Annotated in this window: 14 protein-coding genes and 1 pseudogene; 6 read left to right on the top strand and 9 right to left on the bottom strand. The window is 67.2% G+C overall.

Annotation, left to right across the window (positions count from 1 at the left end):
* Window positions 1-62: 62 nt before the first annotated feature.
* The 5 genes from ACLJPL_RS18975 to ACLJPL_RS18955 all read right to left on the bottom strand — a co-directional run bounded on the left by ACLJPL_RS18975 (window position 63) and on the right by ACLJPL_RS18955 (window position 6,017).
* Complete coding sequence (locus ACLJPL_RS18975; RefSeq protein ID WP_411082002.1) at window positions 63-521, bottom strand: cytidine deaminase; 459 nt, start codon at window positions 519-521, stop codon at window positions 63-65.
* Window positions 518-1,807 carry an ABC transporter permease gene (locus tag ACLJPL_RS18970; protein ID WP_411082001.1) on the bottom strand — a complete coding sequence of 430 codons (1,290 nt, stop codon included), beginning with the start codon at window positions 1,805-1,807 and terminating at the stop codon, window positions 518-520. The genes ACLJPL_RS18975 and ACLJPL_RS18970 overlap by 4 nt, the downstream gene beginning before the upstream one ends.
* On the bottom strand, window positions 1,804-2,916 hold the full coding sequence (locus tag ACLJPL_RS18965) for an ABC transporter permease (RefSeq protein WP_411082000.1): 1,113 nt from the start codon (window positions 2,914-2,916) through the stop codon (window positions 1,804-1,806). The genes ACLJPL_RS18970 and ACLJPL_RS18965 overlap by 4 nt, the downstream gene beginning before the upstream one ends.
* Window positions 2,913-4,556, bottom strand: a complete 1,644-nt coding sequence (locus ACLJPL_RS18960; RefSeq protein WP_411082142.1) for an ABC transporter ATP-binding protein — start codon at window positions 4,554-4,556, stop codon at window positions 2,913-2,915. The genes ACLJPL_RS18965 and ACLJPL_RS18960 overlap by 4 nt, the downstream gene beginning before the upstream one ends.
* Window positions 4,557-4,979: 423 nt before the next feature.
* A complete protein-coding gene (locus ACLJPL_RS18955; protein WP_411081999.1) occupies window positions 4,980-6,017 on the bottom strand; it encodes a BMP family lipoprotein in 1,038 nt (345 codons plus the stop codon).
* Between the two features lie 805 nt (window positions 6,018-6,822).
* Here ACLJPL_RS18955 and ACLJPL_RS18950 point away from each other — a divergent pair.
* The 4 genes from ACLJPL_RS18950 to ACLJPL_RS18935 all read left to right on the top strand — a co-directional run bounded on the left by ACLJPL_RS18950 (window position 6,823) and on the right by ACLJPL_RS18935 (window position 8,597).
* Window positions 6,823-7,140 (top strand): hypothetical protein, encoded by a 318-nt coding sequence (locus ACLJPL_RS18950; RefSeq protein ID WP_411081998.1) that lies wholly within the window; start codon window positions 6,823-6,825, stop codon window positions 7,138-7,140.
* A 205-nt stretch (window positions 7,141-7,345) separates the two neighbouring features.
* Window positions 7,346-7,663 carry a hypothetical protein gene (locus ACLJPL_RS18945; protein WP_411081997.1) on the top strand — a complete coding sequence of 106 codons (318 nt, stop codon included), beginning with the start codon at window positions 7,346-7,348 and terminating at the stop codon, window positions 7,661-7,663.
* Between the two features lie 52 nt (window positions 7,664-7,715).
* On the top strand, window positions 7,716-8,066 hold the full coding sequence (locus ACLJPL_RS18940) for a hypothetical protein (RefSeq protein ID WP_411081996.1): 351 nt from the start codon (window positions 7,716-7,718) through the stop codon (window positions 8,064-8,066).
* A 177-nt stretch (window positions 8,067-8,243) separates the two neighbouring features.
* Window positions 8,244-8,597 carry a hypothetical protein gene (locus ACLJPL_RS18935; protein ID WP_411081995.1) on the top strand — a complete coding sequence of 118 codons (354 nt, stop codon included), beginning with the start codon at window positions 8,244-8,246 and terminating at the stop codon, window positions 8,595-8,597.
* A 293-nt stretch (window positions 8,598-8,890) separates the two neighbouring features.
* Here ACLJPL_RS18935 and ACLJPL_RS18930 read toward each other — a convergent pair whose 3' ends face one another.
* The 3 genes from ACLJPL_RS18930 to ACLJPL_RS18920 form a co-directional block, all read right to left on the bottom strand.
* Window positions 8,891-10,126, bottom strand: coding sequence for an amidohydrolase (locus tag ACLJPL_RS18930; protein ID WP_411082141.1), 1,236 nt, complete (start codon window positions 10,124-10,126; stop codon window positions 8,891-8,893).
* Between the two features lie 913 nt (window positions 10,127-11,039).
* Window positions 11,040-11,510: a hypothetical protein gene (locus tag ACLJPL_RS18925; protein ID WP_411081994.1), complete on the bottom strand. Its 471-nt coding sequence runs from the start codon at window positions 11,508-11,510 to the stop codon at window positions 11,040-11,042.
* A gap of 8 nt (window positions 11,511-11,518) precedes the next feature.
* Window positions 11,519-11,752: a hypothetical protein gene (locus ACLJPL_RS18920; protein ID WP_411081993.1), complete on the bottom strand. Its 234-nt coding sequence runs from the start codon at window positions 11,750-11,752 to the stop codon at window positions 11,519-11,521.
* A 377-nt stretch (window positions 11,753-12,129) separates the two neighbouring features.
* Between ACLJPL_RS18920 and ACLJPL_RS18915 the strand changes: the two genes are divergently transcribed.
* Both ACLJPL_RS18915 and ACLJPL_RS18910 read left to right on the top strand, forming a co-directional pair.
* On the top strand, window positions 12,130-12,321 hold the full coding sequence (locus ACLJPL_RS18915) for an excisionase (RefSeq protein WP_411081992.1): 192 nt from the start codon (window positions 12,130-12,132) through the stop codon (window positions 12,319-12,321).
* Window positions 12,318-13,091, top strand: a pseudogene (locus tag ACLJPL_RS18910) (tyrosine-type recombinase/integrase). Before ACLJPL_RS18915 ends, ACLJPL_RS18910 begins: the two are co-directional and overlap by 4 nt.
* Before the next feature lie 152 nt (window positions 13,092-13,243).
* Here the strand turns inward: ACLJPL_RS18910 and ACLJPL_RS18905 are convergent.
* Window positions 13,244-13,648 carry a hypothetical protein gene (locus tag ACLJPL_RS18905; protein WP_411081991.1) on the bottom strand — a complete coding sequence of 135 codons (405 nt, stop codon included), beginning with the start codon at window positions 13,646-13,648 and terminating at the stop codon, window positions 13,244-13,246.
* Window positions 13,649-13,683 lie beyond the last annotated feature (35 nt).

The following is a 13,683-nucleotide window of genomic DNA, read 5'->3' as shown; positions in this document are numbered from 1 at the left end:
CGCATAGAGAGGGGAATGGCGGTGGCCCTTCCGGGAAGGGAAGGGCCACCGGAACGACGGATTCAGCCGAGGTGCTGCGGGCCGAACGACTGCGGGAGCATCTCGTCCAGCGTGCGTCGGCCGTCCGGCGTCTCCAGGAGGAGTCCGGGGCCGCCGAACTCGTACAGGAGCTGCCGGCACCTGCCGCACGGCACCAGGGCCGACCCGGTGCCGTCCACGCAGGTGAAGTGGGTCAGCCGGCCGCCGCCGGTGGCCTGGAGCTGGGAGACGAGGCCGCACTCGGCACAGAGCGAGAGGCCGTAGGAGGCGTTCTCGACGTTGCAGCCGGTGATGATGCGGCCGTCGTCCACCCGGGCCGCGACGCCGACCGGGAAGCCCGAGTAGGGCGCGTACGCCCGGGACATGGCGTCCCGGGCCGCGACCCGCAGGGCCTCCCAGTCGGCCTCGCCGAAGACGGCGTCGGGCTCCCCGTCTGCCCCCTGGGAGGCCGTTTCCGGCTCCCCGGGGGCGGCCGGGGTCACTTGCCCTGGCCCTTGCGGTAGCGCATGCCGTCCGCCTTGGGCATGCGCAGGCGTTGCGCGGAGAGCGAGAGCACGAGCAGCGTGACGATGTACGGGGTCGCGCTGACGAACTCGGTGGGCACCGTGTCCGTACCGAGGTACCAGACCAGGACCACGGCGGCGATGACACCGCTGACGACGGCGGGGACGTACGCCTTGCGGTAGAGCTTCCAGGCCGCCAGGACGCCCAGGACGACCACCAGGAGCAGCAGCAGCGCGTGGACGGAGTCGCCGCCGTTGCGCAGCTGGAGCGCGTCGGCGAAGCCGAACAGGCCCGCGCCCATGGCGAGTCCGCCGGGACGCCAGTTGCCGAAGATCATCGCTGCCAGGCCGATGTAGCCGCGGCCGCCGGTCTGGCCCTCGTTGTAGATGTGCGAGGTGACCAGCGAGAGGAAGGCCCCGCCGAGTCCGGCGAGACCGCCGGAGGCGATCACCGCGATGTACTTGTAGCGGTAGACGTTCACGCCGAGCGACTCGGCGGCGACCGGGTTCTCACCGGCCGAGCGCAGCCGCAGGCCGAACGCGGTCTTCCACAGGATGAAGAAGGTGCCCACGAACAGCGCCATCGCGACCAGCGTCAGCACCGAGACGTTGGTGACCAGGCCGCCGACCACACCGGCGACGTCGGAGACGAAGAACCAGTGGTGCTGTTCCACCGAGTGCAGCCAGTCGGAGAGACCGGGGAACGTCACGGTGGCGATGTCCTCGGCCGGTGGCGACTGTTTGGGGCTGCCGCCCCGGGCCGCCGCTTCGCCGCTGTTGAACCAGAGCTTGGCGAAGTAGGTGGTGAAGCCGAGCGCCAGGATGTTGATCGCGATGCCGGAGATGATGTGGTCGACGCCGAAGGTGACGGTGGCGACCGCGTGCAGCAGCCCGCCGAGCATGCCGCCGACAACACCGGCGAGCACGCCGAGCCAGGGGCTGGTCTGCCAGCCGGCCCAGGCGCCGAAGAAGGTGCCGAGGATCATCATGCCTTCGAGGCCGATGTTGACCACGCCGGCCCGCTCGGACCACAGGCCGCCGAGACCGGCGAGGCCGATCGGCACGGCCATGGCGAGCGCGGCGCTGATCTGGCCCGCCGAGGTCACGTCCTGCGCGCCGGTGATGGCGCGCACCGCGGAGAGCGCGAGCAGGGCGCCCGCCACGATCAGCAGGATGACGGGGAGGGAGAACCGGATACGGCCGCCCTTGCCGCCGGAGACCTTGGGGGCCGCGGGCGGCGGAGTGGAAGTCGCCGTGGCGGTCACGCCGACACCTCCTGCTGGTCGGAGTTACGTGCCTGGGCGGCGAGCTCCTCGCCGACCTTGCTCTGCTGACGCTTGAGGCCGTAGCGGCGGACGACTTCGTAGGCGATGACGACGCACAGGACGATGACGCCCTGGATGACGCCGACGATCTCCTTGTCGTACCCCTCGAACTCGAGCTTTCCGGTGCCGCGCTCCAGGAAGCCCCACAGCAGCGCGCCGAGCGCGATGCCGACGGGGTGGTTGCGGCCCAGGAGGGCGATGGCGATGCCGGTGAAGCCGATGCCGATCGGGAAGTCGCCGCTGTACTCGTAACTGTCGTTGAGGAGCGTCGGCATCCCGATCAGGCCGGCCATCGCGCCGGAGATGAGCATCGAGGTGACGACCATCTTCTTGACGTTGACGCCGCTGGCCTGGGCGGCGGAGCCGGACTGGCCGACCGTGCGCAGGTCGAAGCCGAAGCGGGTGCGCGAGAGGACGAACCAGTAGGCGACGCCCGCGAGGGCCGCGATCACGATGAAGCCCCAGATCGGGGTCGGCGTGGTCGGGATCTCGAAGAAGTGCGAGGACTCCGGGATCGGCTTGGTGGAGATCTTCGTGCCGGCCTGGTCCAGGTGGCCCAGACGGCCCTGCTGGAGCAGGTAGCCGATGATGGCCGTCGCGATGGCGTTCAGCATGATCGTCGAGACGACCTCGCTGACGCCCCGGGTGACCTTGAGGACACCGGCGATGCCGGCCCACATGGCGCCGACGATCATCGCCGTGAGGATGATCATCGGGATCTGGAGGATGCCGGGCAGGGTCAGCGCGCCGCCGAGGGCGGCGGCGAAGAACGCCGCCAGGCGGTACTGGCCGTCCACGCCGATGTTGAACAGGTTCATCCGGAAGCCGACCGCCACCGCGAGACCCGCGAGGTAGTACGTCGTCCCCTTGTTGAGGATGTAGACCTGGCTGTCCGACTTCAGCCCGTAGTCGAACATGATGCCGAAGGCGCTGAACGGTTCCTTGCCGGTGGCCGCCAGCACGAGGGCGGTCACCAGGAACGCGACCACGATCGCGAGCAGCGGGGCCGCGATGCCCAGGAGCAACCGCTCCTTGTCGAACTTCTTCATCGGTCCTCTCCCCCGTCCCGGGGGTCGGTGGGGGCGGCGGCGTCGCCGCCGGCGTCCGGTGCTTGGGAGTCGCCCTCCGATGCCGGCGCGTGGCTCTCCGGCGCTTCGAGGTGGCCCGAGGCCGCGCCCGTCATCGCCGAGCCGAGCTCCTCGGGGGTGATGGTCGCCGGGTCGGCGTCCGCGACCAGCCGGCCGCGGTACATGACGCGCAGGGTGTCGGACAGGCCGATCAGCTCGTCCAGGTCCGCCGAGATCAGCAGCACGGCCAGACCCTCGCGGCGGGCCTCGCGGATCTGGTCCCAGATCTGCGCCTGGGCCCCGACGTCCACGCCCCGGGTGGGGTGGGCCGCGATGAGCAGCTTGGGCTGATGGCTCATCTCGCGGCCGACGATCAGCTTCTGCTGGTTGCCGCCCGAGAGCGAGGCCGCGGTGACCTCGATGCCGGGGGTGCGGACGTCGTACTCGCGCACGATCCGCTCGGTGTCGGCGCGGGCCGCCTTCAGGTCGAGGAAGGCGCCCTTGCTGTTGGGCTTCTCGGTCACGTGGCCGAGGATGCGGTTCTCCCAGAGGGGGGCGTCCAGCAGCAGGCCGTGGCGGTGGCGGTCCTCGGGGATGACCGCCATGCCGTCCTCGCGCCGCTTGCGGGTGGCGAGGCGGGAGATGTCGGAGCCGTCCAGGGTGAGGACGCCGTGTTCGAGGTGGCGCATCCCCATGATGGAGTCGACCAGCTCGGACTGCCCGTTGCCCTCGACGCCCGCGATGCCGAGCACCTCGCCCTTGTGGATGGTGAAGGTGATGCCGTCCAGCACCACGCGCACCACGCCGTCCGGGTCGGTGACCGTCAGCCGCAGGTCGTCGACGGTCAGCATCGGGGTGTCGGTGACGGTCGAATCCCGGGTCTCCGGCGAGGGGAGCTCGCTGCCGACCATCAGCTCGGCGAGCTGCTTGGTCGTGGTGTTCGCCGGGTCCGCGGTGCCCACCGTCGTACCGCGCCGGATCACCGTGATCTCGTCGGCGACGGAGAGCACCTCGCCCAGCTTGTGCGAGATGAAGATGACGGTGAGGCCCTCGGCCTTGAGCTCGCGGAGGTTGTCGAAGAGCGCGTCGACCTCCTGCGGCACGAGTACGGCGGTGGGCTCGTCGAGGATCAGGGTGCGGGCGCCCCGGTAGAGGACCTTGAGGATCTCCACCCGCTGCCGGTCGGCGACCCCGAGGTCCTCGACCATGGCGTCCGGGCGGACCCCGAGACCGTACGTCTCGGAGATCTCCTTGATCTTGGCGCGGGCCCGGTCCCCGATGCCGTACAGCTTCTCGGAGCCGAGGACGACGTTCTCCAGGACGGTGAGGTAGTCCGCGAGCATGAAGTGCTGGTGCACCATGCCGATCCCGCGGTCGATCGCGTCACCGGGGTTGCTGAACGAGACCTGCTCGCCGTCCACCGTGATGGTGCCCTCGTCCGGCTTCTGCATGCCGTAGAGGATCTTCATCAGGGTGGACTTCCCGGCGCCGTTCTCGCCGACGAGGGCGTGCACGGTGCCGCGGCTCACGGTGATGTCGATGTCGTGGTTGGCCACGACTCCGGGGAATCGTTTGGTGATGCCGCGGAGCTCTACGGCATGAGGACTGCTGGACGCTTTGATGACGCACTCTCCTTGACAGGAGCGGAGGGTGGGAGGACGAGGGGGGCCGGCGGTGGGGCGGTGGCTGGGGCTCGTGCCTGTGGCGATGGGTGGTGGCTGTGACGGTCGCCGGCGGGCGTGGCGGTGGCTGGCAGGTGTGGCGGACGTCGATGGCCGTGGCGATGGCTGGTGGGTGTGGCGGTAGCTGCGGGCGGGTCGGTAGCTGTGGGCGTGTCAGTAGCTGGGGGTGTGTCGGGCGGGCGTGGCGAAAATACCGTGCCCGGGGGAAGCTACGCGCGTAGCGCCACCGATCGGCCGAACCGCCGGCGAGCGGACGGCGATCCGTTCACGCGGACCGGACAGCGCGGTCACAGCGTGTACGTGAATCGGGGCCCGGAGATGCGGCCGAAACCGCGTTCCCGGACCCCGATGCCAACGGGCCGGTCAGGTCGTGGTCTTGACCTTGATGGAGCCGTCGACGATCTTCTTCTTGGCCTCGTCGATCTTGGCCTGGATGTCGGTGAGGTGGTCGCCCGTGGTGGTCAGGCTGACCCCGTCCTCGGCCAGCGAGTACGCCTGGGTGCCGCTCAGCGGCTTGTCCTCGTCGACCGACTTGATGAGGTCGAAGACGCCGCTGTCGACGTTCTTGACGACGGAGGTCAGGATCGTCTCCGAGTACTTCGACAGGGCCGGGTCCTTGGCCTGGTCGGAGTCGACGCCGATGGACCAGGCGCCCTTCTTGCCGGCCACGGCCTCGATCGCACCGGCGCCGGAGCCGCCCGCGGCGGCGAAGATCACGTCGGCGCCCTTGTCGAGCATGCCCTTGGCGGCGGCCTTGCCCTTGTCGGGGCTGCCGAAGCCGGAGAGGTCCGAGCCCGTGGACAGGTACTGGATCTGCACCTTGGCCTTCGGGTCCGTGTCCGTGACGCCCTGCTGGAAGCCGGCGGCGAACTTCTTGATCAGCGGAAGGTCGACGCCGCCGATGAAGCCGACCTGACCGTCCTTGGACTTCAGCGCCGCCGCGACACCGGCGAGGTAGGAGCCCTGCTCCTCGGTGAAGACGATGGAGGCCACGTTCTTGGCGTCGGAGACCGAGTCGATCAGGCCGAACGTGGTGTCCGGGTGCGACTTGGCGACCTTCGCGATCGCGTCCGAGTAGGCGAAGCCGACCCCGATGACCGGGTTGTAGCCGGCCTCGGCGAGCGAGGTGAGGCGCTGCTCGCGGTCGGCCGGGGTCTCGCCGCTCTTGGCGGTGAGCTCCTTGGTCTCGGCGCCGAGATCGGCCTTGGCCTTGTCCAGGCCGCGGGCGGCGGAGTCGTTGAAGGAGTTGTCCCCCCGACCGCCGACGTCATAGGCCATGCCGACCTTGAGCTTGCTCTCGGAGTCGCTGGACTCGGTGGACGACTCGCCGCACGACGTGGCGGTGAGCGCGAGGGCCGCGACGACGGCACACGCGGCGGTGATCTTGGATACCCGGCGCACGAGGAGGGTCCCTTCAAACTGGCCGAAAGCGCCTCTTCCGGCGCTGGTTTCGCGGCGATCGTAACGCGCGTAGATATCTGTTTAGCCCCAGTTCATGAGTCGTTACCAGATCGAAGCGCGAGGTCCACTCAGGGACATCGGACGCCTCCGGGAAGCGACGCGCGGGACCGTCCGCGCCCTCAGCGTACGACGGGCCGGCCGCCCTCGCCGGGCGCCGCGAGAGTCGTGCGGGTCGTGCGGATCGGCGCCGGGGAGCGCGGAAGGGCCGGGGGTGCGGGAGTTCGGGGTGGACGTTCGCGGCGGGGCCGCGGGCGAAGACCAGCCGGCTGGGACCGGAGGACAGAGCAATACCCATCCAATTATGCTTCCGAATCCACCGGGAAACCTCAAAAGAACCTCAGAAAACGATGCCCCGGGATCCGCATTCCTCTCTCGCACGGGGCGCACTCCACCTCCTCCCCCGCTATCACCATCAGGCCGGGCGGAACCCGCCCGTCCGGAATGAACTTGCCGCTTGAAGTGCCCCAAAGCCATCGAAAACCTTTGGCCGAAAAGCGACATCCGGCCAACTCGCCCCACCTTCTTGACTTCCCCTTTGCGGTGATAGTGAATAGCAGCGCTTCATCCGATCAGAGGCTTACCGCACTCGGCGGAAGAAGGGCACACGCGCTGGTGGGGCAGGGAGGACGCGACAGCCCGCTGAGGACGCCTGCCGCTTCTCGATCCGCCTCGCACCACCACTCGCACAATCACTCACACGGCTACTTTGCGTATTCGGCGCATTCCATCGAGTCAAGGGAGAATCATGAAGCGAGCTCTTGCCGTTCTTTCCGTCACGGCAGCGGCCCTGGGGGCTGCCGGCGCCGTCGCCCCTACCGCCGTCGCCGCGAGTGCGGGGCCCTGTAAGACCTGGGTGTCGGCCACCTCCCCGTACGCCGGCTCCGCCTCCTGCGGCAACCTGACCACGTCCGACGGTTTCCGCGCGAGGGTCGTCTGCGTCGCCCCGCAGGGCGCCACGTGGACCGTGTACGGCCCGTGGAAGAAGGGCGGGCAGACCTCCACCGCCACGTGCCCGGACAGGGCGATCGACATCAAGTCGATCAGCGTCCAGGTCAGCCCCTGACCCAGGGGTCCGCGTGCTCCTGGCCCGGCCCGCCCGGCAGCAGCACGTACGTCCGGCCTGCCCGGCAGCAGCACGTACGTCCGGCCTGCCCGGCAGCACGTACGTACGTCCGCAGGGATCTCAGGGCAGGTCCCGCGACGGACACCGGGTTTCACGACGGACGACAAGCAGCGCGTCGCCACATCCGAACATCCAAGAGGTATCCGTGAAGAAGATATTCAGCCTGGTCGCAGGAACAGCCGTCGTAACCGGCTCGCTCTTCCTCGCCGCACCCGCCGCGAGCGCCAAGCCGATATGCGTGCTGTCGAAGTCGACCACGGCCCCGTACAAGGCTTTTGTCAGGTGTAGCGGAATGCTGTCGAACCAGCGTGCCGTGGTCTACGCGGACTGCGTCGATCCCCGTGGAAAGACCTGGACGGTCGCGGGGAAGCGAGTGAAGAACGGACAGGAGTCCGTGGCTCAGTGCTCCGACAGCCCGAATGTGGGGATGACCAAGATCTCGCACAAGGTCGTCACTCTCTGACGCCGGGTCCGTCCAGCTGGGACCGCATGTCACCCCACCCAAAAGGAACCCCGTGAAGAAAATGTTCAGCCTGGTCGCAGGCACAGCCGTCGCAGCCGGCTCGCTCTTCCTGTCCGTACCGACCGCGAACGCCGCCGACGCCGCACAGGTCGGCACGACCGCTGTGCCGATATGCACGGCGTCCAAGTCGTCCAGCGCTCCGTACAGCGCTTATGCCAAGTGCACCAGAATGGCTGAGACCAAGTACGTCGTGGTCATACCGACCTGCGTCGACCCCCGCGGAAACAAGTGGACGATCACCGGGAATCGGGCATATAACGGACAGACGTCCAGGGCCAAGTGCTCCGACAATCCGAACGTGGGCATCGCCAAGGTGACGTACAGCATCAGGTCCATTTTCTAGCGGTATGCCCTCTCCTGCGTCGGCCCCACCGCGACCAGAGGATTTCGCGAGCAAGGTCCATCGTGGGACGAGCTCTGTCGCCATCGGGCCGGACAGAACCCATCCGACGGGAAAGACCTCGCCGCTCACATCCGACACGGCCGGGTCCTCGCGTCATCACCATCCGAAAGGAACCTTGTGAAGAAGATATTCAGCCTGGTCGCAGGAACAGCCGTCGCAGCCGGCTCGCTCTTCCTGTCCGTACCGGCCGCGAACGCCGCCGACGCCGCACAGGTCAGCGCGGACGCTCTCCCGAAGTGCAAGGCGTGGAAGTCGTCCGGCGCTCCGTACAAGGGCTATGCCAAGTGCACCGGAATGTCCCCGTACAGGTACGCCGTGGTCAAAGTGACCTGCGTCGATCCGCGAGGAAAGAAGTGGATCATCGCGGGAACCAAGGCGAAGAACGGGCAGACCTCCACAGCCCAGTGCTCGGACAACCCGAACGTCGGCATAGCCGAGGTGGGTCACGCCATCAGGTCCATCTACACGTAGTCCTCACCGGCTCGGGTTCGGCCCTGACGCCAGGTTCTCGCGAGCGAGGTCCCTGGGACGCCCGGCCTGAAGCGGACCGCGGCGCGCGACTGAGCCGCACAGACGACGAAGCTCCCGACAGGCGGGGTCTCCACCGGGACCGCCCACTGCCTTTCGGGAGCTTCGCGTGCGTAGCGATCTTCTGTACGCAGGCGCCGCGGAGGGGCGGGGCGACCGCCTGTTCGCGCTATCGGGCTCTGCGGGACGACTCCCCCAGCCACTCCCCGCTTCCGCGCCGCACCGGACGGGCTTTCTCAGCGCTTCGCGTCCAGCAGCGCGGCCGCCGTGAACAGCTCCACCCCCACGGTGATCGCTTCCTCGTCCACGTCGAAGTTGCCCCGGTGCAGATCCAGGCCGCGCGTGTCGCCCGGGGGGCGCACCCCGAGGCGGGCCATGGCGCCCGGGACCCGCTCCAGATACCAGGAGAAGTCCTCGCCGCCGAGGCTCTGCTCGGTGTCCTCGATCGCATACGATCCGCGGCGCTCGGCCATCGCCGCGTCCAGCAGCCCGACGCTCTCCGCGTCGTTCACCACGGGCGGCACGCCCCGTACGTAATTGATCACGCTCTTGGCCCGGTGCATGCCGGCGACCTCGTCCACGGCGGCGTGCACCATGTCGGGCGCGTCCCGCCAGGCGTCCAGGTCGAGGCAGCGGACGGTGCCGGACAGCTCGGCGTGCTGCGGTACGACGTTGGGGGCGTGGCCGGTCTGCAACCGCCCCCAGGTCAGGACGAGCCCCGAGCGGGCGTCGACGCGGCGGGAGAGCAGCGCGGGCACGTCGACGGCGACCCGGGCGGCGGCGGTGACCAGGTCGGTGGTCAGGTGCGGGCGGGCGGTGTGGCCGCCGGGCCCGTCGAGGGAGATCTCCAGCCGGTCGCAGGCCGAGGTGATGGGCCCGACGCGCAGCCCGATCCGCCCGGCGTCCACCTTCGGGTCGCAGTGCACGGCGATGATCCGCCCGACGCCCTCCAGCACCCCGGACTCGATCGCGTCGATCGCGCCGCCCGGGAGGACCTCCTCGGCCGGCTGGAAGACCAGCCGCACCGCGTTCGGCAGCAGCCCCTCCCGGTCGAGCGCGGCGAGCACCAGACCGGCCCCGAGCACGGTGGTGGTGTGCACGTCGTGGCCGCAGGCGTGGGCCCGGTCGGGCACGGTGGACCGGTAGGGGACGTCCACCTTGGTGTCGGGGATCGGCAGCGCGTCGATGTCGGCCCGCAACGCCAGCATCGGCGTCACCCCGTCCCACTCCCCCACGTCGCAGACGAGCCCGGTGCCCACGTCGAGCACGCGCGGCCGCAGCCCGGCCTTCTCCAGCCGGTCCTTGATGGCGGCGGTGGTGCGGAACTCCTGGTTGCCCAGCTCGGGGTGCATGTGCAGATCCCGGCGGAAGGCGATCAGCTCGTCCCGCAACTCGTCACCGAGCCTGCCGGGCAGCCCACCTCCCCCCGGCTGGTCGACCAGGTCTTCGGGGCGGGAGGCGCGGGACTTCAACTGGTTCACCTTGTGAAGGGTAGGCCCCTTTACCCGTCAACTGGCCACAGATCAACAAAACTTCAGCCGCACAGGCGAACAAAAGGCGGCGCGGAGGCGTGTGACGCCCTGCGACAGTGGGTATACCTTGCGGCTCGCTCGGCGGTTCCTTGAGGGTTCCTCGGTGCTTCCTCGCGGCTTCGTCACGGCTTTCCGCCGGTCCAGGGATGCCGGGCGGACCGGGCGGTCACGCGGGCCGTTGACGCCCTCCACCCATCCCTCTCGCCTCGCCCGCCGCTTCGGTCGGCTCCTGACTGCACTGCCGAATTCGCTTCCATGGCCTATGACACGCGACCGTGGCCTTGCTCCTGGCTTACAGTGTCGATCACCTGGCGATCGAAGAACTCCTCGGCCACGTTCACAACACTGACGTCAACGTCAGCCGTCGGCACTCTTAACGACCTATACGGCTGGGCCCGCGTCCCCTCGACGGCCCAGCCACTACAGCCACCGCCCGCTGGCGTTGCCGCAAGACTTTGCGAAAAATTCCCGCCGCAGCCCTGCCGCAAGACATGTGCAAGGGCTTCAAGCGACGCATTCAACGATGTCAGCCGCCGACATTTCCAACCGGCGGATTAAAACGCCAGATCATCAAAAGCAGAGCGCCATGGACCGAGTCCATGAAAACCACGAAGGGCCGCTTCGACGACGGCAGGAGAGAACGACTTGTGGAGCTTCATCTCACTCGCCCGTTCTGAGGAGATTGAGATCCCCAAGTTTCCGCGAACATCCTGAATTCGATACTCCCCAGGCGGGTCAACCCAGACTTTGCATTCAGGGCCCGCGATTCTCTTTGACACCTTCCCTTTCCCCATAATCAGCCAATGCCATCTGTGATCCGAGGGCCAATTACCCTGAAAGGCGAGAAATCCGATCAGTCCGATCGAACGAGGTCAGCAAGTTCGATTAGATACTCGTTAAACCTCAAGTCGCCATGAGCGGAAAAAAGCACCGCAAAGGCCGACTGAAGAGCCGTACTCGGGGCTTCCTCCAAATCGCACAGAAGGACCGTTGAAACCACATCGGAAAAGCTGCAGGAGAGCTCCACCACACCTCCTTCCATCACAGCTGTAATTGAATCCTGAGTTTTCGAGGATTCTACAACTGACGCACCGGAAGAGACGACTTCGCGGCACAGCTGAACAAGCATCAGCACAAAGTCCACGACGGGCAGGTCAGGCGTCCTCAATTGTATCTCGTTGCACCCATCGCCGATCACTACGTCGGAAGTGAAGTAGTGAAAAGTAAGGTCATCGGCCGTTAGCGTGCGAGCTGGGAGTCCCGACAGGCCGTCGACATCCCAGGACGGATCGTCGATGCGAGGTAGGAATGTAAACGAGATCACTTAGTCCCCTAGTACATAAACTTCGGCATCGCGGTGACGAAGTTCCCTGCACCATCAACGGCTATCCTCATGCCGTTCTGGCCCATCGCACCGACTTCCACATCGCCGAAATCGCAGTCGATGTAATATCCGCCGCGAGGGTCGGACTTAGACCTAGGAACCTGCGTCCCGTTCTTGATCGCCTCATCCACCATCCCTCGGAATCGGGTCTTGTCGATGCCATCGGCAAATACATTCTCCACTTTTCCGGCCTTATGGTAGGCCCCTCCAGGTGAATGCTGGTCCCAAGCGTGGTCAAACTGCCGGGTTCCTGCAATGCAGTTTGCATTGTGGACCAGTACCGGAGTCTTACCCGCCAGCAGATAATACGTGTGCTCGCCGGGCGGGTGTCACCTGCATTATTGCTGGTCAGCGAATTGCGGCTGGTCCGTGGGTGTGCGTGGAAGTGCCGTGTGCGCCTGTGTTGCCGTCGGCGATGCCGTCAGACGGCTGCGCGCGTGAGGGCGGTGGAGTGGGCTCTGGCCGGTGTCCTGCCCGGGTTGGGGTCGGGCATGGTCAGGGGGCCGTACGCTGGCCCGGCAACTCGGGCAGGTCGTGATCCTGCCCGGAATTTGAATGAGTGGCCCCCTGGCCTTGCCTGACGCGGGCCCCGGCCCACGGAGCCGACCGACCCCACCTCCGGGCCTCCACCCTCTACGACCTCCTGCGCACCCGCCGCCTGGCCTCGCTGACCATCGGCCGCGCCCGCCGCATCCCCACCCACGCCCTCGCTGACTACGTCCAGTGCCACCTGGAAGATGCCTCCCGATGACCGCCCCCAAGCGCAAGAAGGCCCGCGCCAACGGCGAAGGCACCATCTACCAGCGCAAGGACGGACGCTGGGAAGCCGCCGGATACGTGCTGGCCCCCGGCAATACCCGCAAGCGCGTCCGCGTCTACGGCGCTACCCGTAAAGACGCGATGACCAAGCTCACCGAGAAGATCGCCGCCAGCAACCGCGGCCTCCCCGTCGCGGCGGCCGACAGTACCGTGAGCGCCTACCTCGCGTAATGGCTGGACGGCGTCGCCGTGCACCGTCTGCGGGAGAACACCCGCACCCGCTACGCGGCCTCCATCCACCTCCACCTCAACCCCCGCCTCGGCGCAAAGAAGCTCGCCCGACTCACCACCCGCGACGTCCTCCCCACCGAATGCATCACCTCCCTGAAGATCCACCAGGATCGGCAGCAGAAAGAGCATCAGGCGGCCAGAGCGGGCTGGACGGATGACGGGCTCGTCTTCACGACTGTGAAGGGCGGCCCCCTCGACCCCGGCAACCTCACCCGCCGCTTTCGTCGCGTCCTCCACAGCGCTGGCCTTCGGACGATCCGCTTCCACGACCTCCGGCACTCGATCGCCACCCTGCTCCTGGAACAAGGCGTCGATCTCGTCGTCATCAAGGAACTCCTCGGCCACGCCCACATCGGCGTCTACGCCCACGTACGACTCCGCCTCCAGCGCCGGGCCATCGCCACCCTCGGGGGCATACTCAGCCAGACCGACGCCCCGGACGACCCGCCCACCGCAGCCGTCGTCCGCTGACGTTGCCGTCACTGTTGCCGTCACAAGACGCCAGGCCCCGCCGGAGATCATTCCGGCGGGGCCTGTTTGATCTATTTTCCCGAGCAATGTAAATGCCCGACTATTAGGCGTCCCGCAACAGGGGCGTACCGAACCCCTTCACTCGGTTCAACCTATCCGCGTGAAGAAGTATCACTCGCTGGGATCGTATAGGAAGCCGCGAGACTCTCGTCGAAGAACACGACCAACTCGTCAGGCATATACGTGAACCCCTCCCCCTCAGCCACCCCTAGAGCAATAACCAGGCTTGACTTATTGGAGAATCCAAGGCGATACGCCCACGGCATTACAGGACACCCGTCGTTGGGAACGTGCCAGGCAGGAATGATTTCCAGAATATCCGCCCCAAGGAACCTCTCCCAATCAACATGGTCGCTCACGTCGACAGTGTTCCCAGGCAAGTCGGCGTCCGACTCTCCAGGTTCCCTGAGCTCGATTGCCATCCCTTCGTTGAGGCCATCCATCGCCCAAGACAGGGACAGTGCAGCCCCGGTGCTCATGACCAGATCAACGGCCATGTCGACTTCATGAGCACGATCCTCCCTGTGCCCTT

The sequence above is a fragment of the Streptomyces sp. cmx-18-6 genome (assembly GCF_046548915.1).
Lineage (GTDB): Bacteria > Actinomycetota > Actinomycetes > Streptomycetales > Streptomycetaceae > Streptomyces.
The sequence above is the reverse complement of the archived record's forward strand: the minus strand, read 5'-3'. Positions and strand labels throughout refer to the sequence as shown.

Excerpts from the sequence above, each read along its gene's own strand:
- ACLJPL_RS18965 (WP_411082000.1), bottom strand. The coding sequence starts at position 2,916 with ATGAAGAAGTTCGACAAGGAGCGGTTGCTCCTGGGCATCGCGGCCCCG.
- ACLJPL_RS18950 (WP_411081998.1), top strand. The coding sequence starts at position 6,823 with ATGAAGCGAGCTCTTGCCGTTCTTTCCGTCACGGCAGCGGCCCTGGGG.
- ACLJPL_RS18905 (WP_411081991.1), bottom strand. The coding sequence starts at position 13,648 with ATGGCCGTTGATCTGGTCATGAGCACCGGGGCTGCACTGTCCCTGTCT.